This window comes from Streptomyces sp. NPDC032721 (assembly GCF_055579625.1).
Map to the genome: position 1 here is coordinate 101,221 of NZ_JBVIMX010000022.1, position 22,607 is coordinate 123,827.

The following is a 22,607-nucleotide window of genomic DNA, read 5'->3' on the forward strand; positions in this document are numbered from 1 at the left end:
CCAGGGAGCGGGTGGGGGGTTTTCGGAGGGTTCCCACCCCCCTGGGGGGGCGGGGGGGGGGGGGAACCTCCGCGGCCAGCCACGAACTGCCTGCACACCACCACCGGCCGTGGCCGGGCCCGCCACCTGCCCTCCCACCCACTTGCCCGTACGGGCCGGGGTCTGGGGCAGCGCCCCAGTTTCGGGAAGGGGCGGGGAGGGGAAAGGCCCCGCGCAGCGGACCCCCACCCCACGTACCGCCCACCCCCGAGGCAGCGCCCCCCACGCGGCGGAGCCGCAAATGTCACAGCCGGGAAGGGGCGGGGAGGGGAAACGCCCGCGCAGCGGACCCCACCCCCACCACCGTCCCCAGCCGTGCAGCGCCGAAAGGCCCGGCCCCCGCGTAGGGGGCCGGGCCTTTCTGGTGCCGTGTGCGGGGGTCAGCCCTGCCAGCTGTGCGGGGCCCGGAAGCCAGGAGTGCGCTCCAAGCGGCGCCAGCCCGCCGCCGAGCGCCCCCGCGGGGCCGAGACCTCGGCCGGGCGGGACGCCGCGCGCGCCAGCAGTACCGCGGTGATGGCGGCCAGCTCCTCAGGAGCGGCTTCGCCCTTCTCCACGCGCAGGAGGTTGTTCGTATCGGCAGGGTTGCTCATCGCTTCGGGGTCTCCGTTTCGTCGGGCGGGAAGTGAAGAAGAGTGTTACTGCGGGGGGTTGCCGTGCTTGCGCGACGGCAGGTCCGCGTGCTTGTTGCGCAGCATCGCCAGGGACGAGATGAGGACCTGGCGGGTCTCCGCCGGGTCGATCACGTCGTCGACCAGTCCGCGCTCGGCCGCGTAGTACGGGTGCATCAGCTCGGCCTTGTACTCCTTGACCATGCGCGCCCGCATCGCCTCGGGATCCGATGCCTCCGCGATCTGCTTGCGGAAGATCACGTTGGCCGCGCCCTCCGCGCCCATCACCGCGATCTCGTTCGTCGGCCAGGCGTAGGTCAGGTCCGCACCGATGGACTGCGAGTCCATGACGATGTACGCACCGCCGTACGCCTTCCGCAGGATCAGCGAGATGCGCGGCACCGTCGCGTTGCAGTACGCGTACAGCAGCTTCGCGCCGTGGCGGATGATCCCGCCGTGCTCCTGGTCCACGCCGGGGAGGAACCCGGGCACGTCGAGCAGCGTCACGATGGGGATATTGAAAGCATCGCACATCTGGACGAACCGGGCAGCTTTTTCACTGGCCTCGATGTCCAGGACACCGGCGAGCGACTGCGGCTGGTTGGCGACGATGCCGACGACCTGGCCGTCCAGGCGGGCCAGGGCGCACAGGATGTTGGTGGCCCAGCGCTCGTGGACTTCGAGGTAGTCCCCGTCGTCGACGAGTTCCTCGATGACCTTGCGCATGTCGTACGGGCGGTTGCCGTCGGCCGGGACCAGGTCCAGCAGGACGTCGCCGCGGCGGTCCGCCGGGTCCTCCGAGGGCACCGTCGGCGGGTTCTCGCGGTTGTTGGAGGGGAGCATCGAGATCAGGTAGCGGACCTCGGCGATGCAGGTTTCCTCGTCGTCGTACGCGAAGTGTGCGACGCCGCTCGTCTCGGCGTGGACGTCCGCGCCGCCGAGGCCGTTCTGGGTGATCTCCTCGCCGGTCACGGCGCGGACGACGTCCGGGCCCGTGATGAACATCTGCGAGGTCTCGCGGACCATGAACACGAAGTCCGTCAACGCCGGGCTGTACGCGGCGCCGCCCGCGCACGGGCCGAGCATGACCGAGATCTGCGGGATGACGCCGGAGGCGCGGGTGTTGCGCTGGAAGATGCCGCCGTATCCGGCGAGCGCGCTGACGCCCTCCTGGATGCGGGCGCCCGCGCCGTCGTTGAGGGAGACCAGGGGGGCGCCGGCCGAGATGGCCATGTCCATGATCTTGTGGATCTTGGTGGCGTGGGCCTCGCCCAGCGCGCCGCCGAAGATCCGGAAGTCGTGCGCGTAGACGAAGACCGTGCGGCCCTCGACCGTGCCCCAGCCGGTGATGACACCGTCGGTGTACGGCTTCTTGTTCTCCAGGCCGAAGCCGGTCGCGCGGTGCCGGCGGAGCTGCTCGACCTCCTGGAAGGACTCCGGGTCGAGCAGCAGCTCGATGCGCTCGCGGGCGGTCAGCTTGCCCTTGGCGTGCTGTGCCTCGGTCGCACGCTCGCTCGGGCCGCGCACGGCCTGCTCGCGCAGTGCGTGCAGCTCGGCCACCCGGCCACGTGCGTCGGTCGGCTCACCCGGGGTCTGGTCCACAACGGTCATGTACCGACCCTACGAACATCGACAAGAAAACGGTCCGTCGACTCTGCACAGTCTCCGGGCCGATCTCCTGTCAGGGCCGAACAGAACCGCACCGCTCACAGGCGACAACCGCAGGTCGCGCGCGCCCCTCTTTGTAAAGGTCTCACAAAGGCCGGTGGTGTGGCGTGCTGCATACCCCCGCCCTCAGCGCACCTCGCAGCGCAGTGAGGCGCCCGCCTTCCCCGGGGTGACACGGAGCTTCAGCCCGCGTCCGGTGGCCAGTACCTCCACTCCCGGGTCGGCCTTCACCACCTGGCGGACCGGGTGGTCCCAGGTCAGTTCGTACGGGGTGCCGGTGCGGTCGGGGCCGCTCAGGGCGAGGGTGTGGCTGCCCCGGCTGCTGCGTATCAGCACGCTGGAAGGGGCGGAGGCGGTCAGCGTGCCCGCCGCGCCCGCAGCGAAGAAGTTCGCGGCGAGCAGGCCCAAGGAGTCGATGCGGACGGCTTGGGCGGCCGGTGTGTTGGACAGGACCCGGAGCCAGTGGGGGTCTGCGGCGCGCTGGGTCAGGGCCCGGCGGGAGGCGCCGGGCATGAGGAGGTAGCGGTAGGTGGCGTCCTTGGGGTCTGTTCCGTGGTCCAGGAGGAGGGTCTGGTAGTGGCGGGTCTGGGGGTCGGTGGTGCTGGTGGTGTTGATGTCGTTCCAGGAGCCGGTGCGGGCCTCGCGGAGCGTGTTCAGCTTCGTACCGCCGGGGAAGATCCAGCCGCCGTGACCCTCCAGGTGGGCCCAGCGGGGGCGGTCTCGGCCGTCGGTGCTGAGGCGGGCGGTGGCGGTGGGGCCGAGGTTGCGGTTGTCGACGACCGTTTCGACTGGGACGCCGTCGGTGGCGGTGATGCCCGCGCCGAGGCAGACGATCGTGTCGCCGACGCAGAACCAGGACTTACGGGCCTCCAGCGTCGAGCCGAGCCCCTTGAGGTGCTGGCCGACGGCGGCGTACCGGCCGTCGGTGGCGCCGCCCGTCCACTTCACCGCGGGCCGCCAGGCGCCCCACTCGCCGCCCGCGCGGTCCGGGAGGCGCTTGGTGGAGACGGTGGTGCCGGGCAGCCGGTAGGGGTCGACGGTGGGCCAGAACCAGTCCGTGTACTGGTCGTTGGCCTGGGTGCCGGGCCACCAGTAGAGCATTCCGGCACCGGTGTGCCAGCCGCGCGGGTTCTCGCCGTTGCCGCACTCGTACGCGGAGATGCGCTCGCTGGACATCGACAGGGCGGCTGCCCAGCCGCGGCCCCGGTGCACGGCGCGGTCCATGGCGGAGAAGAGCTGGTGGCGCTCGGTGGGTTCGGGGGCGGCGGGCAGCGGTGAGCCGGCGGCGGCGTGCAGCCGGGCGAGGTCGGCGACGTTGAACTGGCGGGCGGCCAGGATCGGGGTGGTCTTGTCGCGCTCGATCCAGCCCTTGACCATGGCGGTCCAGCGGTCGCGTTCGGCGGCGGAGGCGCCGCCCGCGAGGAGCGGGACGGCGGCGATCAGTCCCTGGCCGTGGAAGTGGTCGCTGCGCATGACCTTGAGGTCGTCGCTCTTGAGGTAACCCCGGCTGATGGCACGGCCGTTGACGCTGTCCATCATCAGCCCGTTGTAGAGGAACGGGGCGTACGCCTTCTCCACCGAGTCGAGGATGATCTGCCGGTTGGGGTCGGTGACGGCCCAGGTCGAGCCCGCGAGGAGGGTGAAGAGGCGGCCGAGTCCGTCGAGCATGACCTGCCCGTACGTACCGGAGTAGGCGACGGTGGTGTGCTGGATGAACGAGCCGTCCGCGTAGAGGCCGTCACCCTTGGTCACGTACGGGAAGACCGGCGACAGCGCGTCGCGGGCGAGGGCGAGTTTGGCCGGGGCCCGGCCGAGGACGCCGCGCAGGGCCACCGAGCGGCAGAGGTCGACGCGGTTGGCTCCGGTGGAGGTGCCGGAGTAGTCGCGGAGCATGGCGTCGGGGATGAAGTGGTCGACGGCGGCGCAGTGGGCGGCGACGCGGGTCTCGCCCAGTTCCCCGTACAGGACGGCCGTGATGTCCATCAGGAGCCGCGGGCTGCCGATCTGCCACTCCCACCAGTTGCCGTAGCGGGTGGTGCCCGGGTGGTAGACGCGGGCGGTGAGGTGGTCGAGGCCGCGCAGGATGTCGGCGAGGAGGGCCTTGTCGCCGGTGAGGCCGGTGCCGGGCTGGGCGTAGGCCTGGGACATGGTCCACAGGCGGGAGTAGCTCTGGGTGATGCCGGCGGGCGGGTCGAAGGGGAAGCCGGGCCAGAGGGAGGTGTCGGTGGGGGCCATGGCCGCCCTGAACTGGGCGGCGCGTGTGCCGGTCTCGCGCAGGCGGGTGGCGTAGGGCTCGGCGGTGGGGTCGTAGCCCTCGCCGAGCTGGAGGGCGGTCCAGCGGGTGCGCAGGGTTTCGAACTCGTCGGCGGTGGCGGCGGTGGCGGCTTGCGCCTGGGGAGGGAGGGAGAGGGCGGTGAGGGTTGCCGTGGCGGCGGCGAGGAAGGTGCGGCGGCGGGTGGTGAAGCGGGGCACGGGGCCTCCCGGGGCGGGTGGTGTAGACCGGTTGGGCGATGGTCTAGCACGGTGGGAGGGGAGCATTCAATGGGCGCGACACCCCCAAAAGAAAGCGCTTGCCACCTTGGGGGACGGGGGCGCCTCCCCCACCCGTTGCCCCACCCCTTCGGACGGCGGAGCCGCCACTACGCCCCCACCCCCCTCGCGCGGCGGAGCCGCACAGGGGCACAGCCCCGCGCCCCTGACAGGCAAGGTCATGCCCGTGCGGTGGGGTCGCAGGTCGGCGCAGTTCCGGGCGGCAGGGGGCATGCCGAAGGTCAGCGCCGCCCCACGTGGTGCGGGCTTTTGGCCTCCCAGGGGGGAGTGCGGGGGGTGGGATCAACCCCCGCAGTGGAAGGTGGCCGTGCCCCAGTCCGCATGGTCGTTGCCCGGCCCGTCGCCGCCGTCGCCCGTGATCAGGTCGACGTACTTGGCGCCGGTGACGTCCGCCGTCAGGGACCAGGCCGCGTCAGGGGCCTTCAGGACCGGGGACTTGACCTTCTCCGTGCCGTCGGCAGCGACCGAGAACTGCACGCTGCCGCGCACCGCCTGTGCGTCGTCCAGGCCGACCTCCGCCGTGAAGGACCGGCACTTGCCGCCCAGGTAGTAGCGGATCTTGCCGGGGGACGCCGTGCCGAGGCCCTTGGCGAAGGACTTGCCGTTGATCTTGAGGGGGGTGCCGTCGCCGGGGGCGGTCTCGCCGTTGCTCATGTCCTTTTCGGCGGGGCCCCAGCCGTTCTCCGCGCTGATCCAGTCGTGGTCGGAGGCGAAGGTGTCGGCGGTGGGCGGCGGGGTGAGCGTACGGACCGAGGTGGTGGCGGTGAGGGTGCGGGGGGTGTTGGACGCCTGGTAAGTGGCCGCCGAGTTCAGGGGGTACGACTGGTACTTGGCGTCCGCCGGCGGGGTGACCTGCCAGGTGCCCGTCACCTTCGCGCCCGGGGCCACCGTGGCGTGCTCGATGGGGCCGGCGGGGGTGGCCGTCCAGCCTTCCGGGGTGGTCAGGGAGAGGGAGAGGGCGGTGGCGGGTACCGATTCGTTGTTGGTGAAGGTGGCTTTGACCTCGTTCGGCTTGCCCGGTTCGAGTACCGGCTCGGTGGCGGCCACCGAGAGGGTGCCGCAGGCCGCCTTCTCGGGGGCCGGGCCGAGGTCCGTCACCGTGAAGTCGTCGAGGACGAAGTCGGCCTCGTCCGGGGCCCCCGCCCGCTTGCGCAGTCCCACCCAGGTGTCGCCGCAGCCCGCCGTGACCGTCTCGGAGAGGCGGGCGGTGGTGCGCTGTTCGGCGATCGGGGTGCGGCGGGTCTCGACGGAGGACGGCCCCGCGCCCGCCCCGATGCGGTCGTAGCCGGTCACCCACTCGTAGGCCCCTGCGTGGCTCGACTGGTGGTCGAACTCGACGCGGTAATTGTGGCCCTCCTTCATCGGGACGGTCCACGGGGCGGTGCGGTAGACGAGGCCGTCGTTCTCCTCGTGGGACTTCAGCGATTCCTTGCCGCCGAGCACGTCGTCGATGCGCTTGCCGTTCCAGCCGGCCTGGGTGTACGGGGCGTTCTTCTGCGCGACGTGGGTGCGGGGGTCGGTGTCACCGCCCGCGTCTCCCTTGAAGAAGGGGCCCCAGCCCTGGTCGACGGCCTCGAAGTCGTCGTGCACGAGGGCGCCGGGCCTGGTGGCGGGGGCGTTGGCGACCAGGCGTACGTCGTCGATGCGCACGCGTACGTCCGAAGTGGCCGCCGCCGCCTGGATGTTGAGGGTCGTCGACCCCGACGCCGGGGCGGTGAAGTTGACCTTGGCGCGCTGGAAATAGGTGCCGTGCCAGTCGTTGGCGGCGGTCCGTTCCTTGGCGGTGGAGCGTTCGACGGCGACCTCCCTGCCGCCGATGCCGATCGTCGTACGGCGCTCCTTGCCCGGCTCGACCTCGACCCACGCGGACGCGGTGTAGCGCTGGCCCGCCTTCAGCCCGGTGATGCGCTGGGAGACGCCTGCCGCGCCGGTGCCGGAGAGTGCCGCGCTGTTGCGGCCCTGCGTGTCCGTGTCCCGTACGACCTTGCCCGTCGTACGCCAGTGGTCGCCCGGCTTCGCGGAGTTGAAGCCCGGGTCGGCGACGGGGCCGCCCTCGCCCCAGGCGGCGTCACGGGCGGCGGGGGTGCGGTCGGCCGGGTGCAGGACGTACGGCTGTCCGGCCGTCGCCTCCAGGGTGACCTTGCCGTCCTTGACGGGGACGGTGGCGGTCTTCACCCGGCCGTTGTCGGTGAGTTTGCTGACGGTGAAGGACGTGGCGCGCCGGAACTCGGCAGGGACGGTCCAAGTGGTCGTGCCACCGGCCTTGTTGTAGTGGTAGAGCTTCTTCTCCGTACGGTCTCCGCCGTCCCACGGCAGGAGATAGTTCGCGCCGTCGAGCACCTTCGCGTCGCCGACGTGGAAGGTCCGCTTGCCGTTCTCGACGGTGCCGCGCACTCCCCCGGTGAAGTCGATGCGGTCCTTGCTCCAGCGCTGGATCTTCTCCTGCTGGAGGAACTTGGCGGGGAGGTTGCGCTGCCAGATGTTGTTGTAGAAGTTGTTCCAGTCGGTCTCGCCGGTCCAGCCCTCGAAGTCCTCCAGGGCGGTCTGGCCGAGGATCGGGTCGTCGTTCCAGATGTCCTTCTCGCCGTTGCGGATGAACCGGATGATCTGCGAGTTGAGGCCCTTGTTGGTCTTGCCGCCGTAGTCGAGGTCGTTCGCCCAGTGCGACCAGAGCGAGGCGTGCTCGAACTTCTCCGCCCATTCGGTGGCGACGTTCCAGCCCTGCCCCTGGACGGCCTGCATCGTCTTGTCGGCGATCCAGCCGTGCGTGTAGTACACGTCGATGTACAGCAGGCTGAGGTTGCGGTCGGTCTCGTCGCGCAGCTGCTGGGTGCGGCGGGCCAGGTCACCGCTGTTGATGTCACGGCGCTGGTCGATGTAGTAGCTCTGGTTGAGCCAGTTCCAGCCGGGCTTGGTCCTGTCGACGAGCTTCTCGCTGAAGGCCTTGGCCTCGGGGTACGACTCGGTGGCGTTGATGTGGACGCCGAAGGTGGCACCCCACTTCTTGCCGGACTTCAGCAGCTTGTTGAGGTCGGTGAGGCCACCGGCCCGCTTGTTGTAGTTGCCGCCGTAGTCGGGGTGCGCGGAGTCGTGGCCCTCGGATCCGTACCCCTTGAGGATCGCGAGCTGGCCGAGCCCGTCGGTGGCCTGCGAGACGCGTTTGACGTCGTCGAGGGTGCGCAGGAAGGGGTGGGTGGCCTGGCTGGCGAAGTTGAACGGGATGTGGGTGATGACCCGGTCCGGGGTCTCCTTCGAGCCGGGTGCCTGGATCCCGATCGAGCGGAAGGCGATGGCGCCGTCCTGCCAGTCGACGGCCTTGTCGGCATTGGCGTCGGGGGTGACGACGACCTTGGCCCACGGCAGGTTCTTGCCGCTCTCCGGCTTCGGGGCGCCCTCGCCCCGGTAGGTCCACTGCCCGGACCACACGCCGACCCGGACACTGCCGTCGTCGGCCTTGGTCGCCCGGTGCCAGAAGCGGGCGGCGTCGCGGGCGGTGGCGCCGGCCGGCTTGTCGTACGAGGAGTTGGACTCGACGGCGGCGGCGAGCGCCCCGTTGTTCACGATCCCGTACGAGGCGGCGACGGGCGCGGCGTCGACCGGCGTCGCGCCCGTGACCTTGGCGAACACGTCGGCGGTACGGGTGGAGTCCGGGTCGAGACGGGTGAAGGCGGTGGCCGCCCCCGCCTCGCCGCTGCCGACCGAGACGAGGTCGTGCCCGGGTATGTCGATGGTGCCGACACGGAGCGCCTCCGTGTCCCGCACCGCGGTGACCCTGAAGGTGGTCGCACGGCCACTGACCGAGAGGGTGGCGTCGATCTCGACCCCGGCAACGGAGGGCAGGAGCAGCGTGTACGAGGCCGAGGCCCCGCCACTCCCGACGACCGGGGCGCCCTTGAGCTTGACCTGGTACGCGGTCCCGTTCAGGACGATCTCGGTCACCGGGCGGGTGCTGCCGAGGAGCTGGGCCCCGGAGGCCCTGTCGGTGTACGAGACGACCCGGGGGAAGTCCTTGGCGACGGCCACGGCGAGCTGCGGTGACCGGAGGAGGAGGGTGTCGGCGGCGTTGGCTTTGTCGGCGGTTTCGTCGGCGGGGGCCCCGGGCGCGGCGGGCGCCGCCACGCCGGGCAGGGCGGGACCGGCCAGGGCGAACAGAACGGCTGAGGCGGCGGCGAGTGCGCACGACGCTCGGAATCTACGCGGCATGGGAGGTGAGTAAGCCGTCTCCCTCCGGCCCCGTCAACGGCATCGGACCCCACGGGCCGCACCAGTCCAAGAACCGCCGACCGGAAGTCCAAGCGGGATCCGGCCGGAAGTGGGCCAGGACACGCCGAGGAATCCCGGAACGGTTGAAACTTAAACATCCTTGCGCTATCGTTCTTCTCATCGAACGTTGAACATTCAACGATCAGTACGGACCAGTCACTCGCTCAGGAGGAAAGATCATGGGTATCTTCGGCCGCAAGGACGCCACCACCGACAGCACCGCCACCCCCGCCGCCGTGGACCCGGCCCTGGCCGCCCTGACCGGCGAGTACACGGTCGACGCGAGCCACAGCCGCGTCGGCTTCACCGCCCGCCACGCGATGGTCACCAACGTGCGGGGCTCCTTCACCGACGTCGAGGGCACCCTGAAGCTGAACGGCACGGACCCGGCCGCCTCCGAGGCCGCCCTCACCGTCCGTATGACCAGCATCGACACGGGTGCGGAGGACCGGGACAACCACCTGCGCAGCGCGGACTTCTTCGACGTGGAGAACTTCCCCGAGATGACGTTCCGCTCCACCAAGGCCGAGCAGCTCGGCGGCACCGACTACCGCATCACCGGCGACCTGACCATCAAGGACGTCACCCGCCCGCTCTCCATCGACCTGGAGTTCAACGGCACGGCCACCGACCCGTTCGGCAACGAGCGCGTGGGCTTCGAGGGCAGCGCCACCCTGCTGCGCTCCGACTGGGGCCTGACCTGGAACGCGGCCCTGGAGGCCGGCGGCGTCCTGGTCAGCGACAAGATCAAGCTGAGCTTCGACATCTCGGCGATCAAGAACGCCGGCTGACGCCACACACACGAACTCGCACCACACGAACTTCCCCGGGCTCCGCTCCCCGACCCCCCACTTGTCGGCGACGAGCCCGACGAGCGCCAGACCTCTCCCGCCCTCGCGTTCCGGATCCCCGTCCGGTCCGGGGGCGGGCGCGTTCACGTCCCCGGCCCCTCCCCCGCTGTCGTGCACCTCGACGCGGAGCCGGCCTTCGGCCTCGTGGAGGGAGAGCTGGAGCCGGTAGCCGCGTCCCGGCGGTACGCCGTGCAGGAGTGCGTTCGTGGCCAGCTCGCTCACGCACAGGAGGATGTCGTCGGTGCGGGCCGCCACTTTCCAGTCGTGCAGGGTGGTACGCGTGAACTCGCGTGCGAGCGGGACGGACTTGCGTTCCCTTCGCATGAACACCTCGCGGTACAGGGGTGGTTGGGATTCCTGGTTCATACGAAGAGAGTCACGGTCCGTCACTACCGTTGTGCAGCGCGCGAGTTCGTACATCGGTTTTGTACGGCTCGTGTGGGGTCGGTCACGGCGTACGGCGGGAAGGAACGGCCCATGGACCGGGGAAAGAAGCGCATCACCTCCTGGCATCTCATCGGTGCCCAGCTCGGCACGCTGCGCGCGGCGGCCGGAATGACACAGCCGGAGCTGGCGGCGGCACTGCTCGTCAGCATGGACAAGCTGGCATCGATCGAGCAGGGGCGGCGGGTGCTGACGCTGAACCTGGCCCAGGAGATCGACCAACTCCTGGAGTCGAAGGGAGTGCTGGAGGCCGCCATCAGGAAGCTGCCGAAACGGGAGAAGTTCCCGCTGTTCGCGCAGGACTTCATGGAGTACGAGCAGCGGGCGCTGGCCATCGAGTGGTACGAGAACCAGGTCGTCCCGGGACTGCTCCAGACCCCGGAGTACGCCCGCGCGGTCTTCGAGTGCCTCCAGCCCGCACCGGAGGAGGACGAGATCGACGAGAAGGTCGCGGACCGGATGGAGCGGAAGGAGGTCCTGGATCGCACCGGCCCCCGGGTGGAGTTCAGCAGCATCATCGAGGAGTCCGCGCTCCGGCGGAACATCGGCGGCAAGGAGTGCATGCGCAACCAGCTCCGCTACCTATGCGAGATGGCCCAACTCCCGCACGTCACCCTCCAGATCATGCCGATGGAGCAGGAGAACCACGCAGGGCTCGACGGCCCCTTCATCATGCTGGAGACGGAGGAGTACGAGAACGTGGCCTATGTGGAGGGCCAGCGGGTCAGCTTCATGATCGACGATCCGGACGAGGTCAGTATCTTCCGGCGCAAATATGGGATGCTGCGGTCACAGGCGCTGACGCCCGAAGAGAGTCTCGGCCTGCTGAACAGAATGCTGGGAGAGAGATGACGCACGCAGCAACCCCCGCACCCTCCACCCCCGCCAACTTGACCTGGTTCAAGTCCAGTTACAGCGGCAGCGAAGGCGGCGCCTGCCTGGAGGTCGCCTATCACTGGCACAAGTCCAGCTACAGCGGCGACGAGGGCGGCGCCTGCGTCGAGGTGGCCGCCCACCCGACCGCCGTGCACGTCCGTGACTCCAAGGTCACGGACGGTCCGGTCCTTACGGTCGCGCCTGACGCGTGGGCGGCTTTCGTCAACGCTGCGGTCTGAGGACGGGCGGGTTCCCGCTAGAAGCCGCCGCCGCCGAAGTCCCCGCCGCCGCCACCGCCGCCGAAGTCTCCGCCGCCCCCGAAGTCGCCGCCGCCGAACGCCGACGAGTCGAAGTCCGAGCCGGAGACGTCGCCGCCCTCGAAGCCCGCGCCCGGGTCGTCGAACCCGGTGCCCGCGCCGTAGTCGGACGCGTATGCGGGCGAGGAGAGCATGGAGCCGAGCATGGTGCCCATGAGGAGGCCGGGGAGCATTCCGCCGCCGAAGTAGCCGCCGGCCCAGGGGCCGTAGGCCGGGCCCGCGTCGTAGTACGGGCGGCGGCCTTCGGCCGTGTCGACCGTACGGATGTCGGGGTCGAGGCCGTCGGCGAGGCGGGCCGCGTCGGCCGCGCAGACCGGGACCTCACGGGGTGCGCCGCCCGCCGGGGTCCAGGTGGCGTCGGTGGTGGAGGGGCCGTGGCGGGGGTCGAAGAAGCAGGGCGAGCGGCGCTCGGGGACGGGGTTGCCGGTGCGGCGGGCGTCCAGGGAGGCGAGGGCGTAGCGGCCGTCCTCCAGCGCCTCGGTCACGCCGCGCACGTCATTGGGCTCCCGTACCGCTGCCATGCGGGACTTGGCGGTCTCGTACAGGTCGAGGGCGCGCTCGTAGTCGGTGCGCATCTCGTCCGTCGCGCCGGGCTCGGAGGGGTGGAAGTCGAGGCGGTCGAGCTCCTCGCCGTACGCGGTGATGTCCTCGTCGACGACGACCGTCAGCTTGCGGAGGGATTCGAGTCGTTCCTCCTCCTTGCGCTTGCGGCTGCGGCGGACCAGGACGACGCCGCCCGCGCCCGCGGCGACCACGGCCGCGCCGATGCCGATCAGGGCTCCCGTACCGACGCCGTCGTTCGAGCCGCCGTCCCAGGAGGCGGGGCCGTGGCCCTTGATCTGCGGGAGGGCCTGGTCCACGAAGGTGTTGAGCTGGGTGGCGGCGTCGACCCCTGCGGGGGTCTTGGCCGCTGCCACCAGGTTGCGGACCGAGGCGCGGGGCAGGGAGCGCGGGTCGGCACCGGCTTCGAAGGAGTCGCCGAGGCGGACCGCGTAGACGCCGGTGACGCCGGTGGCGTTGCGGAGGTTCTGGCGGACGTCGGTGGGCGGGAACTCGGCGGAGCGGGGCAGGACGGCGACGAAGAGCGGCTTGTCGGCGTCCTTGATCTTCTTCGCGATCGAGTCCTGGTCGGCCTGGGAGAGCTGACTCCTGGCCTCCGGGGCGACGTACACGGGGCTCGCCTTCAGGCCGTCACCCACATCCGTCGCATCGGTGGCGGCGACGGCTGCCGGGGCGAACGAGAGCAGCGCGAGCAGGGTCGACCCGGCGAGGGCCGATATGACGGAAAACGACCTGGTCCTCATGGAATCGACGCTACCCGATGTGTTCGAATATGCACGAGTGACGGAGAGTAGCGAGAGATCAGCGCACAGTGAACTCGCTTGTTGTGCACGCGAGTTGAGCAGTGTCGCCCTCGGTGCCACCTTCTTCGGTGTCGAACTCGGTGGTGAACTGGGTGGCGGCCAGTTCCGCGTACAGGCGGTCGGTGCGGACGAGTTCGGCGTGCGAGCCCGTGGCGCGGACGCGGCCCGCCTCCATGACGACGATGCGGTCCGCCCGTACGACCGTGGAGAGGCGGTGGGCGATGACCAGGACGGTGGTGTCGGCGGCGAGTTCGAGGATGACTTCGCGCAGGCGTTCCTCGTTGACGGCGTCGAGCTGGGAGGTGACCTCGTCGAGGAGGAGCAGGCTCGGCTTGCGGAGCAGGGCGCGGGCCAGGGCGATGCGCTGGCGTTCGCCGCCGGAGAGCATGACGCCGCGGTGGCCGACCTGGGTGTCGAGCCCTTCGGGGAGGCGGGCGACGAGGTCGTCGAGGCGGGTACGGGTGACGGCGTCGGCGACCTCGGCGGCGGTGGCGGCGGGGGCGGCCAGGAGGAGGTTGTCCTTGAGGGTCCCGGCGAGGACGGGGGCGTCCTGCTCGACGTAGGCGAGGGCGGCGCGGAGTTCGGCGAGCGGCCAGTCGCGGATGTCGCGGCCGCCGATGGTGAGGGTGCCGGAGTGGTGGTCGTAGAAGCGCTCCAGGAGGGCGAAGACGGTGGTCTTGCCCGCGCCGGAGGGGCCTACGAGGGCGGTGAGAGTGCCGGGGTGGGCGGTGAAGGTGACGCCTTGGTGGACGGGGGCGGTCGGCGTGCCGCCCTCGCCCTGGTCGCCGTACGAGAAGACCACTTCGGTGAACTCGACCCCCAGGGGCGGGTGTTCGAGGCGACGTGCGGGGGCCGTCTCCGCGCGCTCCTCGCCCGGGAGGGATTCGATCTCCGTGATGCGGCGGATGGCGGCCAGGCCGGTGTTGAGTCCGGTCCAGCCGTCGGTGAGCTGGCCGAGGGGGCCGAGCAGTCCGAACACGTACAGCAGGAAGGCGATGAGGGAGGAGACCTCCATCGCACCGGAGACGACGCGTGCGCCGCCGACACCGAGTACGGCGAGGAAGGCGAGCTGGGTGGCCAGGAACATCGCCACTTCGGACACCGAGGTCCAGCGGGCCACTCGCAGGCCCTGGTCGTGCGCGGTCCGCGCGGCGGCGCCGATACCGGCGGCCTCGCGGTCCTCGATGCCGCTGGCCTTGACGGTACGGAAGGCCTGGAGCGAGCGGTCGAGCAGCGAGCCCATGTTGCCGACGGCCTCCTGGGCCTGGAGCTGGGCGCGCTGGATGCGGGGCATGAGGAGGGCGAGCACGCCCATGCTGAGCAGCAGGACGAGGGCGGTGACGCCGAGCAGGAAGATGTCGACGACGCCCATGAGCACGACGGTGCCGATCAGCGTGAGCACGCCGGTGGCGGCCTCGACGACGCTGCGGGAGAGAACGGTGTGCAGGAGGGTGGTGTCGCTGGTGGCGCGGGAGAGCAGGTCACCGGGGGTGAGGCGGTCGACGGCGGCCACTTTGAGTCGCAGTATCCGGTCGACGAGCCGGCGCCGGGCCCGCAGGACGGCGGCTTCGCCGGTACGGGCCATGAGGTAGCGCCCGGCGGCGGCGAGGAGCGCCCCGAGGACGACCACGGCGGTGAGGCCGAGGAGCGGGGCGGTGGTGGGACGGTCGCTGCCGAAGGCGTCGACGGCGTACTTGGCCATCATCGGCATGACGAGGGCGGCGGCGGAACCGGAGAGGGAGAGGAGGCTGCCGAGGAGGAGGAGTTTGCGGTGGGGGCGGATCTGGTCCAGGAGAAGGTTGAGGGGGGTGGCCCCCGCCGGGGCCGCTCCCTTTCCGGTCCCGGCCCCGGGCCCGTTCCCCGGTTTACTCACCACGCACGGACACCTTCATCAGCGGCCGGAAGTCCGTCACGTTCTGTTCGCCGACGGTGCGGCCGTCCGCCTCGACCCACGCGTGCGGCTGGAAGGGCGGGGTGTTGCGCACGCCCGCGTGCCAGTCCGGCCAGGTGCCGGACATGCGGCAGACCAGCGCGATGGCGATCGAACGCGGCAGACAGCCGTACCAGCCCGCGCACTTGCGGCTGGTCGCGACCACGCGGTCGTACGTCTCCAGGGTCTGGTCGTACGACGCCGGCCGCGCCCCCGCACTCAGCCGGGTGAGCAGCTTCCGCAGCCTGCCCGGCTTGAGCTTGGCGAGGAGGAGGGCCAGGGCGATGGCCGTGCGGATCTTCGGGCCGCCGGGGCCCGCGCCCCGTCTCGGCATGGTCATCTCGGTGGTCATCGGGCGGCGCCCCGTACGACGATCTTCGCCTGGAGGAGCTGCTCGGTGAGTTCGGCGACGTCCGCCTCCACCTCCGCGCGCTCCACCTCGTACTCCGCGAGAAGCTGCTCCACCGCGTCCGCCGGCGCCCGCCCCTCCGAGATCGCGGTCACCACGAGCGTCCCGCACTCGTTGAGCTGCCAGTAGGTGCCGTCCTTCTCGTCGAGCAGGACGCCGCCGTACTCGGTGGTCGTGACGGCTATCCCCTTGCGGAGCCGGAGTGGGGGCCTGGGGTCGGGCTGACCGTTCATGGGCGGGCCTCGCTGTTCGCGTCGGAGGAAGGGGAAGTGGAAGTGGCCCAGCCGTCCTCGGCCGTGCGCAGCCACGCCTCGCAGGACACCGTCGAGTCGACGGGGTGCATCTGGAGGAGTGGCGAGTACGGGTCGTCGGCCAGTCGGCGGAGCTGGGTGGCGTCGATGAGTCCGCGTTCGGCGAGGAGGGAGTCCGTCCACAACTGCCGCAGTTCCGGCGCGTGTTGACGTAGGCCCTGGATGTCGTCCGCGGACATGTGGTCCTTGGTGGTACGGGCGAGCAGACTGTCGGGCACCACCCCGCGCACCGCCTCCACCAGGAGCGGCTTGTACCGCCAGGGCACGACCCGGTCCTCGACCCGTACGGCCAGCACCGCCTCCACCACCCGGTCGTCGAAGAAGGGCGCGGCGACCGGCAGCCCGAGTCCCGCGCCCACGTCCTCCATGGCCTGGAAGTAGCGGGCGCCGAGCCGGACCGTGTCGATGTCCATGTGGCGGCCGGGGCGCGGCGCGATCGGCCGGGCGCTCGCCGCCGCCTTGCGGAACTCCTCCCTGATCAGCCCCTTGGCCTTCTCCGTGAACCACGGCCGCATCGCCTGCCGCATCCCCCAGGAGACCTGCGGGGTACGGGAGTCGGCGGTCGCGGTGTCGATCAGCGAACCGGCCAGCCAGTTGCCGAAGGAGGGCGGGAAGAGCATGCCGCGCAGGGTGGGCAGCAGTGGCCAGCCGGACTGGTGGCGCAGGGCGCTGATGCGGTTCCAGGCCTTGAGGGGCTTGCCGGGGAGGAGGTCCTGGCAGGCGGAGGCGAGCCCGTTGAAGAGTTCGTCGCCGCCGTACCCGGTGAGGTGGTACTCGGAGCCGGTGGCCGCGGCCCGGCCGAGCAGCATGGCGGCGCGGGCGCGGGCGGGGGCGACGGGGAACGGCTCGTCGAGGAGTTCGTCGCCGGTGGAGCGCAGGTCGGCGTAGAAGAGCGGGGCGTCCTCGGCGGGGACGACGGTGTGCTCGATCTTCCGCGCACCACCGCTCTCCTTCCTGGCCTCCCGTACCCCCCGCTCCGCCCACATCTCGTCCTCCGACCGGCTGTCCCTGGCCGCCACCGTCAGCAGGGTGGTGTCGGGGGCCCCGGCCCGCTGGGCGAGGAAGGTGACCGAGGTGGAGTCCATGCCGCCGGAGAGTTCGCCGCTGATCCGGGTACGTCCCTCCAGGTGCGCGGCCACGGACGCGGCCAGCGCGGCGGCGACCAGTGGCGCACCCTCCGCCATGGTGAGCCGGGGAACCGGCGGCTGCCACCAGCGGCGTATCGAGAAACCGGGGCCGGCGCCCAGGGCTCCCCCGTGCAGCAGCAGCGCGTACGCCGGGTCGATCTCCTCGACGCCCTGCCAGACGGGCCGTTCCCGCAACGGGTGCGGTACGAAGTCCAGCAGCCGCAGCGCGAGCGCGCCTTCGTCGATGCCCGCACCGGTGAGGTGCGCGAGCACGGCGGGGCGGTCGGCGGCGATGCGCTGTCCGGCGTACGCGGCGTGGTAGACACGGCGGTGACCGGAAGCGGTCCCCCGTACACAGACCTCGTCGCCCAGCCGGGAGACGGCGTGCCCGAGACCGGGCAGCTCGGTGAGCCGTTGGTGCAGGTCGAGGGTAGTGCGGGCGGGGCCGAGGACGGCGTCCAGGGTCGCGGCCGGGGTGTGGTGGGGTCCGATCAGCACGAGGGCGTCGCCGTCGCGGGTGACCTGGACGAGTTTGCGTACGAGAAGGCGGGCCAGGATCCAGGGGCGGCCGGACGGATGGGTGACCGTCTGCCAGCTCCCCCGGTGGGGCGCGCCACTGTCCGTACCGGAACCGGAACCGGCGGAACCGGCAGCCTCGGCGGCGTCGGCGGCCTCGGCCGCCGAGCGAAGAAGCCCGGCCGCCGCCTCGCCTTCGGCCGTGTCGGGAAGGACCACGAAGAAGTCACGCAGAGGCAGGTGACCGGGCATCTTCATCGCTCAGTACCCGCTGACTCAGATACAGAGCCGACGGGACCAGAACTCCTTGCACGAGGCATAGAACATGCCCGCGGTCTTCTTGCTGAAGTCGCCCTGGTTGAACAGCGACGGCTTGACGTAGGTCTTCTTCATCGTCGTCACGTCCTCTCCGTAGTTGGGGGTACACCGAGCACATATGGGCGCCGATACGGGAGTGCACGGTGTTGCTCGTGTGAACTCCCTGACGGCCGGGGACAGTTGATCGCAGTCCGCACACTCCTGTGCACCCCTGGCCACGGTTTGTGGCTTGATCAACTGCACACCTGGCGGATTCAGCGGCCTTGACGGAGGGTGAACGAGCGCTTACTCGTTGCATGTTGTACATATTCGGGCCGACTATGCCCCCGGGCGCGCGATCGACCCCCGCACCCGCCCGCGCTCTCCCCGTCCGTGCAGGGGCTACTCCGTGGGCTCCACGCCCGCGCGCAGCAGGCCGTAGGTGTACGCGTCCTCCAGGGCCTGCCAGGACGCGGCGATGACGTTCTCGGCGACGCCGACCGTGGACCAGTCGCCGTCGGAGCCGCCGCCGTCGCCGGTGGTGATCAGGACGCGGGTGGTCGACTCGGTGCCGTGGGTGCCCTCCAGGATGCGGACCTTGTAGTCCACCAGCTCCAGCTTGGCGAGCTGCGGGTAGATCCGCTCAAGGCCGACGCGCAGTGCCCGGTCCAGGGCGTTGACCGGGCCGTTTCCCTCCGCCGTGGCGACGATGCGCTCGCCCTTGGCCCACAGCTTCACGGTGGCCTCGTTGGCGTGGGTGCCGTCGGGGCGGTCCTCGACGATGGCGCGCCAGGACTCGACGCGGAAGTAGCGGCGGGCCCGGCCCTCGGCCTCCTCGCGCAGCAGGAGTTCGAAGGAGGCGTCTGCGGCCTCGTACGTATAACCCTTGAGCTCACGCTCCTTGACCCGGTCGACGACCCGGCCGACCAGCTCGCGGTCGTCGCCGAGGTCGACGCCCAGCTCCTTGCCCTTGAGCTCGATGGAGGCGCGGCCCGCCATGTCGGAGACCAGCATGCGGATGCGGTTGCCGACCAGGTCGGGGTCGATGTGCTGGTAGAGGTCGGGGTCCACCTTGATGGCGGAGGCATGCAGTCCGGCCTTGTGGGCGAAGGCGGAGACGCCGACGTACGGCTGGTGGGTGGAGGGGGTGAGGTTGACGACCTCGGCGATGGCGTGCGAGATGCGGGTCATCTCGCGGAGCGAGCCCTCGGGCAGGACCTGCTTGCCGTACTTCAGTTCCAGGGCTGCGACCACCGGGAAGAGGTTGGCGTTGCCGACGCGCTCGCCGTAGCCGTTGGCGGTGCACTGGACGTGGGTGGCGCCCGCGTCGACGGCGGCGAGGGTGTTGGCGACGGCGCAGCCGGTGTCGTCCTGGGCGTGGATGCCCAGACGGGCGCCGGTGTCCGCGAGGACGGTGGCGACGGTGGCCTGGATCTGGGCGGGGAGCATGCCGCCGTTGGTGTCGCAGAGGATGACGACGTCCGCCCCGGCCTCGTCGGCGGCGCGCACGACGGCCTTGGCGTACTCGGGGTTGGCACGGTAGCCGTCGAAGAAGTGCTCGCAGTCGACGAAGACGCGGCGGCCCTGGGCGACGAGGTGCTCGACGGTGTCGCGGACCATCGCGATGTTCTCGTCGAGGGTGGTGCGCAGGGCGAGTTCGACGTGCCGGTCGTGGGACTTGGCGACCAGGGTGACGACGGGGGCGCCGGACTCGACCAAGGCGCGGACCTGCGGGTCGTCGGCGGCCCTGGCTCCCGGCCGGCGGGTGGCGCCGAAGGCCACCAGCTGGGCGTTGCGGAAGGTGATCTCCTTCTGCGCACGGGAGAAGAACTCGGTGTCGCGGGGGTTGGCGCCCGGCCAGCCGCCCTCGATGAAGCCCACCCCGAAGTCGTCCAGATGACGGGCGATGGCCAGCTTGTCGGCGACGGTGAGGTTGATGCCCTCGCGCTGCGCTCCGTCGCGCAGCGTGGTGTCGAAGACGTGGAAGCTGTCGTCAAAGCTCTCTGCGGTCATGCGGTCTGACTCCTGTCGGATCCTGGCGGTGAATTCCAGGCTGCGGAATGACTGGCTCCACTTGCCTCCATTCTCGCGTGCGCCACGCTGTCCGACCGGGGTGGGGGCGGAAAACGAAAAAACCTCTCGCGGGTGCGAGAGGTCTGCGCGCGGGTCTGGAGCTGGGTGGCCGCGCCGTACGGGGTGGTGGTGTACGGGGCGGTCACTGCGGACCGGCGCGCCTGCTGCCCATAATCATGGCGAACGAGAACACGGGGGCAGTCTGGCACACGACTGCCCCCGCGTCTCAGGGCGTCTCAGGATGCGGTCGGCACGGGTGCGGTCCGAGCTCGGGTCCGGGGTTCAGGTCCGGGCTCGGGGCCGGGCTCCGCTCCTGTTACTTCAGGTGACGCAGGAAGACGTCCGACTGGGAGTTGGTGTCCCCCTCCACGAACCGGCTCTCGTCGTACCCGCTGAAGGCGACGGTCGACGCGTCCGCGCTCATCGCCGCCGATCCCGTCCCCTCCGGCTTTCCGTCCACGCTGGGGCTGGCCAGGGTGTTCGCCCCGGTGACCAGGTCACGGACGTAGGTCCCGGACTCGCTCGTGGTGGCGCTGGTCGAAGTGATCAGCAGCTTGCGGCCGTCCCGGGAGATGCCGCTCAGCCCGGAGATGTCGGTGGGCGCTATCCCGTCGACCCGGCTGAGCTTGCCGGTGCGCAGGTCTCGGACGAAGGGGTTCCAGCCCCGGTTGGGGTCGGTGCCGGGGACGAGGTTGGTGGCGTACGACTGGAACGCGACGGTCGAACCGTCGGCGCTCAGGTGTGCGGTGGTGGACGCCTTGTCCGCCTCTGCCCCGTTGTACGTGGCGTCCGCGTGGACGATCTTCTTGGTGGAGCGCTCCCACACGAAGATGTCGCCCCAGTCGTCGCCGCGCGGCCCGTTGGTGTACGAGTCCTGGTACGCGACCTTCTTGCCGTCCGCGCTGATCGACTGCGCGGAGCAGCCCTGGGCGCCGTCGGCGTCGTCGGGCGTGCGGCTGACCCGTACGGCCTTCTTCTCCGTGCGGTCGTAGAGGTAGACGCGGGAACCGTCGTCGGCCGCCTGCGGGGTGGCTGCGGTGGGCCGTGCGGTGAAGGCCACGTACCGGCCGTCGGCACTGACCGGGGCGATGCCGTACGACACGGCGTAGGCGTCGTCCAGGGTGGGCGCGATCCGTTCGGTGCGGCCGGTGGTCAGGTCCCGTACGTGCACGGTGTACCCGGTCGGGGTGTCCGCGTAGAACGTCAGGTACCGCCCCGACGTGCTGAGCTGCGGGCCCGAGGTGCCGGTGGCCCCGGCGACGGTGATCCGCTGGAGCGGCTTGCCCGGTGCGGTCCGGACGAAGACGTCCCCCGTGTTCGCGGTGTCCCCGGCGACCAGGTTGGAGGCGTACGAGTGGAAGGCGACGGCCTTGCCGTCGGCGCTCAGCACCGGCTCGCCGGACGAGTTGTCGGCCTGTCCCCCGTCGGGTGCGGTGCTGACCTTCTCGGTACGGGGCGCGGCCGCGGGTGCGGATGCGGCCTGGGCGGCGGCGGGCAGGGTCAGTGCGGTGAGCGTGGCGACGAGCGCCGTGCCCAGGGCGGTGCGGGTGGTGGTGCGGATCGTGGTGCGCAAGGTGTGACTCCCCCTGTTGGTGCGGTGGTTGACGTACGTAACGAGAGACGCGAAAGGGTGTGGTTCGGTTCGCGGGGCCGGAGCTACTTCAGGTGGCTGACGAAGACGTCCAGCTCACCGTTGGTGTCGTCGGGCACCAGCGGCGAGAAGCTCTCCAGCGCCGCCCGGCGGCCGTGCAGGTCGAGCGAGGTCAGACGTGGTACGAGCACGTCCGGGCCCTGCGGTCCGATGTCGAGCACCCGGCCCTGGCCGGTCGGCAGGTCCAGGAGCCAGTTGAGCCCGGCAGGAGTGGAGAACGCCAGCTTGCGGCCGTCCGGGCTGAGCACCGGGGCGTGGGCGGTACCGCCCTGTGCCGAGAGGTCGACCAGCCGGGTCCTGCCGGTCCGCAGGTCACGCACGAAGACGTCGTCCCTGCCGTTGGTGTCACCCGCGACCAGGTCGGAGTCCGGAGAGGTGAAGACGAGGTGACGGCCGTCGGCACTGAGGGCGTCCTTGACCGGGTACACGGAGGCGGTGGTGGACGGCTCTCCTTGTGGCGTGACGTCCACCTGCTGGAGTGCGCCGGTCCACAGGTCGCGGCGGAAGAGCGAGTTCCGCTCCGGGGCGTCCGGCCCGGGGCCCTTCCCTGTGGTGAGGTACGAGACGTACCTGCCGCTGTCGCTCAGCTCCGGGCGGGTGGCCCAAGTGCCTTGCGGGAGCGCGGGGTTCACTTGCGTGGTGGTCTTCTTGACGCGGTCGCGCACGTACACGCGGCGGTTCTCGGTGGGCCGGTAGGGGTGGGTGGGCTGTACGTCGGCGACGAAGGCGACGTGGCGTCCGTCGGCGCTGACCGAGATCCCGCCGGTCTGGCCCGCGTACCCCTCGGCCACTCCGACGCTCACCAGCTCGGTGACCCCCTTCTCCATGTCGCGCAGGTAGATGCTGATGCCGCCCGGCGCGCCCTGCCCCATGTCGGTGGAGCCGGTGGCGAAGGCGGCGTACCGGCCGCCGGGGCTCAGCGCCACGTCGAAGACCGGGCCGTTGCCCGGGGAGCCGTCGGGTGTGGCCGACGCCAGCTGGACCTTGCCGGTGCTGTTGTCGCGCACGTACAGCTGCCGGCCCGGGAACTCCAGTGCCTCCGGCAGCAGTTGGGTCGAGGTCGAGCTGAACGCCACGTACCGGCCGTCCTCGCTGATCAGCCCATCCGTGGCATAGCCGTCACCCTGTAGGCCGGCCTCGCTCACGCTGACACGCTCGGTGAGCGGGGCGGGCCCGGCGGGAGCGCCGGCTGCGGCGGATGCGGCGGGCGGAGCGAGTGCGGCGAGTGCGGCAGCCAGCGCCACGGCGGTCGCGGCGGATCTTCGGGTGGTGGAGCGCATTTCGGTTCCCCCCATGGAACGTGCGGCCGTCCG

At 70.9% G+C, this 22,607-nt stretch carries 16 protein-coding genes and 1 pseudogene; 3 read left to right on the top strand and 14 right to left on the bottom strand.

The window, feature by feature from the left end; genetic code table 11:
* Positions 1-419 precede the first annotated feature (419 nt).
* The 4 genes from ACZ5PB_RS35465 to ACZ5PB_RS35480 all read right to left on the bottom strand — a co-directional run bounded on the left by ACZ5PB_RS35465 (position 420) and on the right by ACZ5PB_RS35480 (position 9,068).
* Positions 420-629 (bottom strand): acyl-CoA carboxylase subunit epsilon, encoded by a 210-nt coding sequence (locus ACZ5PB_RS35465; RefSeq protein ID WP_468696978.1) that lies wholly within the window; start codon positions 627-629, stop codon positions 420-422.
* 45 nt (positions 630-674) lie between these two features.
* Entirely contained in the window at positions 675-2,258 is a 1,584-nt protein-coding gene (locus ACZ5PB_RS35470) for an acyl-CoA carboxylase subunit beta (RefSeq protein WP_468696980.1), read from the bottom strand.
* Between the two features lie 183 nt (positions 2,259-2,441).
* A complete protein-coding gene (locus tag ACZ5PB_RS35475; protein ID WP_468696982.1) occupies positions 2,442-4,853 on the bottom strand; it encodes a polysaccharide lyase 8 family protein in 2,412 nt (803 codons plus the stop codon).
* 294 nt (positions 4,854-5,147) lie between these two features.
* Complete coding sequence (locus tag ACZ5PB_RS35480) at positions 5,148-9,068, bottom strand: endo-alpha-N-acetylgalactosaminidase family protein (RefSeq protein WP_468696983.1); 3,921 nt, start codon at positions 9,066-9,068, stop codon at positions 5,148-5,150.
* Between the two features lie 239 nt (positions 9,069-9,307).
* Between ACZ5PB_RS35480 and ACZ5PB_RS35485 the strand changes: the two genes are divergently transcribed.
* Positions 9,308-9,919 carry a YceI family protein gene (locus ACZ5PB_RS35485; RefSeq protein ID WP_468696985.1) on the top strand — a complete coding sequence of 204 codons (612 nt, stop codon included), beginning with the start codon at positions 9,308-9,310 and terminating at the stop codon, positions 9,917-9,919.
* Positions 9,920-9,982: 63 nt separating this feature from the next.
* Here ACZ5PB_RS35485 and ACZ5PB_RS35490 read toward each other — a convergent pair.
* A pseudogene (locus tag ACZ5PB_RS35490) lies at positions 9,983-10,492 on the bottom strand (ATP-binding protein); the annotation flags it as partial.
* Between ACZ5PB_RS35490 and ACZ5PB_RS35495 the strand changes: the two are divergent.
* Both ACZ5PB_RS35495 and ACZ5PB_RS35500 read left to right on the top strand, forming a co-directional pair.
* Positions 10,457-11,275 carry a helix-turn-helix domain-containing protein gene (locus ACZ5PB_RS35495; RefSeq protein WP_468696986.1) on the top strand — a complete coding sequence of 273 codons (819 nt, stop codon included), beginning with the start codon at positions 10,457-10,459 and terminating at the stop codon, positions 11,273-11,275. The pseudogene ACZ5PB_RS35490 and the gene ACZ5PB_RS35495 overlap by 36 nt on opposite strands.
* Entirely contained in the window at positions 11,272-11,538 is a 267-nt protein-coding gene (locus tag ACZ5PB_RS35500) for a DUF397 domain-containing protein (RefSeq protein WP_468696988.1), read from the top strand. Before ACZ5PB_RS35495 ends, ACZ5PB_RS35500 begins: the two co-directional genes overlap by 4 nt.
* A gap of 17 nt (positions 11,539-11,555) precedes the next feature.
* Here ACZ5PB_RS35500 and ACZ5PB_RS35505 read toward each other — a convergent pair whose 3' ends face one another.
* The 9 genes from ACZ5PB_RS35505 to ACZ5PB_RS35545 form a co-directional block, all read right to left on the bottom strand.
* Positions 11,556-12,920 (bottom strand): hypothetical protein, encoded by a 1,365-nt coding sequence (locus tag ACZ5PB_RS35505; protein WP_468696989.1) that lies wholly within the window; start codon positions 12,918-12,920, stop codon positions 11,556-11,558.
* 58 nt (positions 12,921-12,978) lie between these two features.
* Positions 12,979-14,853: an ABC transporter ATP-binding protein gene (locus ACZ5PB_RS35510; RefSeq protein WP_468696991.1), complete on the bottom strand. Its 1,875-nt coding sequence runs from the start codon at positions 14,851-14,853 to the stop codon at positions 12,979-12,981.
* Complete coding sequence (locus tag ACZ5PB_RS35515; protein ID WP_468696993.1) at positions 14,846-15,262, bottom strand: lasso peptide biosynthesis B2 protein; 417 nt, start codon at positions 15,260-15,262, stop codon at positions 14,846-14,848. The genes ACZ5PB_RS35510 and ACZ5PB_RS35515 overlap by 8 nt, the downstream gene beginning before the upstream one ends.
* The gene (locus ACZ5PB_RS35520) at positions 15,259-15,552 is read right to left on the bottom strand and encodes a lasso peptide biosynthesis PqqD family chaperone (RefSeq protein ID WP_468696995.1); all 294 of its coding nucleotides are present in this window, start codon (positions 15,550-15,552) and stop codon (positions 15,259-15,261) included. Before ACZ5PB_RS35520 ends, ACZ5PB_RS35515 begins: the two co-directional genes overlap by 4 nt.
* Positions 15,549-17,531: an asparagine synthase-related protein gene (locus ACZ5PB_RS35525; protein ID WP_468696996.1), complete on the bottom strand. Its 1,983-nt coding sequence runs from the start codon at positions 17,529-17,531 to the stop codon at positions 15,549-15,551. Before ACZ5PB_RS35525 ends, ACZ5PB_RS35520 begins: the two co-directional genes overlap by 4 nt.
* Positions 17,532-17,549: 18 nt before the next feature.
* Positions 17,550-17,666 carry a keywimysin-related RiPP gene (locus ACZ5PB_RS35530; RefSeq protein ID WP_380837121.1) on the bottom strand — a complete coding sequence of 39 codons (117 nt, stop codon included), beginning with the start codon at positions 17,664-17,666 and terminating at the stop codon, positions 17,550-17,552.
* 306 nt (positions 17,667-17,972) lie between these two features.
* Positions 17,973-19,583, bottom strand: coding sequence for a citramalate synthase (gene cimA / locus ACZ5PB_RS35535; RefSeq protein ID WP_468696998.1), 1,611 nt, complete (start codon positions 19,581-19,583; stop codon positions 17,973-17,975).
* A gap of 376 nt (positions 19,584-19,959) precedes the next feature.
* Entirely contained in the window at positions 19,960-21,216 is a 1,257-nt protein-coding gene (locus ACZ5PB_RS35540; RefSeq protein WP_468696999.1) for a TolB family protein, read from the bottom strand.
* An 83-nt stretch (positions 21,217-21,299) separates the two neighbouring features.
* Entirely contained in the window at positions 21,300-22,574 is a 1,275-nt protein-coding gene (locus ACZ5PB_RS35545) for a hypothetical protein (RefSeq protein ID WP_468697001.1), read from the bottom strand.
* Positions 22,575-22,607 lie beyond the last annotated feature (33 nt).

Bases quoted from the DNA above. Each gene is read 5' to 3' on its own strand.
- ACZ5PB_RS35465 (WP_468696978.1), bottom strand. From the start codon at position 629: ATGAGCAACCCTGCCGATACGAACAACCTCCTGCGCGTGGAGAAGGGC.
- ACZ5PB_RS35470 (WP_468696980.1), bottom strand. From the start codon at position 2,258: ATGACCGTTGTGGACCAGACCCCGGGTGAGCCGACCGACGCACGTGGC.
- ACZ5PB_RS35475 (WP_468696982.1), bottom strand. From the start codon at position 4,853: ATGCTCCCCTCCCACCGTGCTAGACCATCGCCCAACCGGTCTACACCA.
- ACZ5PB_RS35480 (WP_468696983.1), bottom strand. From the start codon at position 9,068: ATGCCGCGTAGATTCCGAGCGTCGTGCGCACTCGCCGCCGCCTCAGCC.
- ACZ5PB_RS35485 (WP_468696985.1), top strand. From the start codon at position 9,308: ATGGGTATCTTCGGCCGCAAGGACGCCACCACCGACAGCACCGCCACC.
- ACZ5PB_RS35495 (WP_468696986.1), top strand. From the start codon at position 10,457: ATGGACCGGGGAAAGAAGCGCATCACCTCCTGGCATCTCATCGGTGCC.
- ACZ5PB_RS35500 (WP_468696988.1), top strand. From the start codon at position 11,272: ATGACGCACGCAGCAACCCCCGCACCCTCCACCCCCGCCAACTTGACC.
- ACZ5PB_RS35505 (WP_468696989.1), bottom strand. From the start codon at position 12,920: ATGAGGACCAGGTCGTTTTCCGTCATATCGGCCCTCGCCGGGTCGACC.
- ACZ5PB_RS35515 (WP_468696993.1), bottom strand. From the start codon at position 15,262: ATGACCACCGAGATGACCATGCCGAGACGGGGCGCGGGCCCCGGCGGC.
- ACZ5PB_RS35520 (WP_468696995.1), bottom strand. From the start codon at position 15,552: ATGAACGGTCAGCCCGACCCCAGGCCCCCACTCCGGCTCCGCAAGGGG.
- ACZ5PB_RS35525 (WP_468696996.1), bottom strand. From the start codon at position 17,531: ATGAAGATGCCCGGTCACCTGCCTCTGCGTGACTTCTTCGTGGTCCTT.
- ACZ5PB_RS35530 (WP_380837121.1), bottom strand. From the start codon at position 17,666: ATGAAGAAGACCTACGTCAAGCCGTCGCTGTTCAACCAGGGCGACTTC.
- cimA (WP_468696998.1), bottom strand. From the start codon at position 19,583: ATGACCGCAGAGAGCTTTGACGACAGCTTCCACGTCTTCGACACCACG.
- ACZ5PB_RS35545 (WP_468697001.1), bottom strand. From the start codon at position 22,574: ATGCGCTCCACCACCCGAAGATCCGCCGCGACCGCCGTGGCGCTGGCT.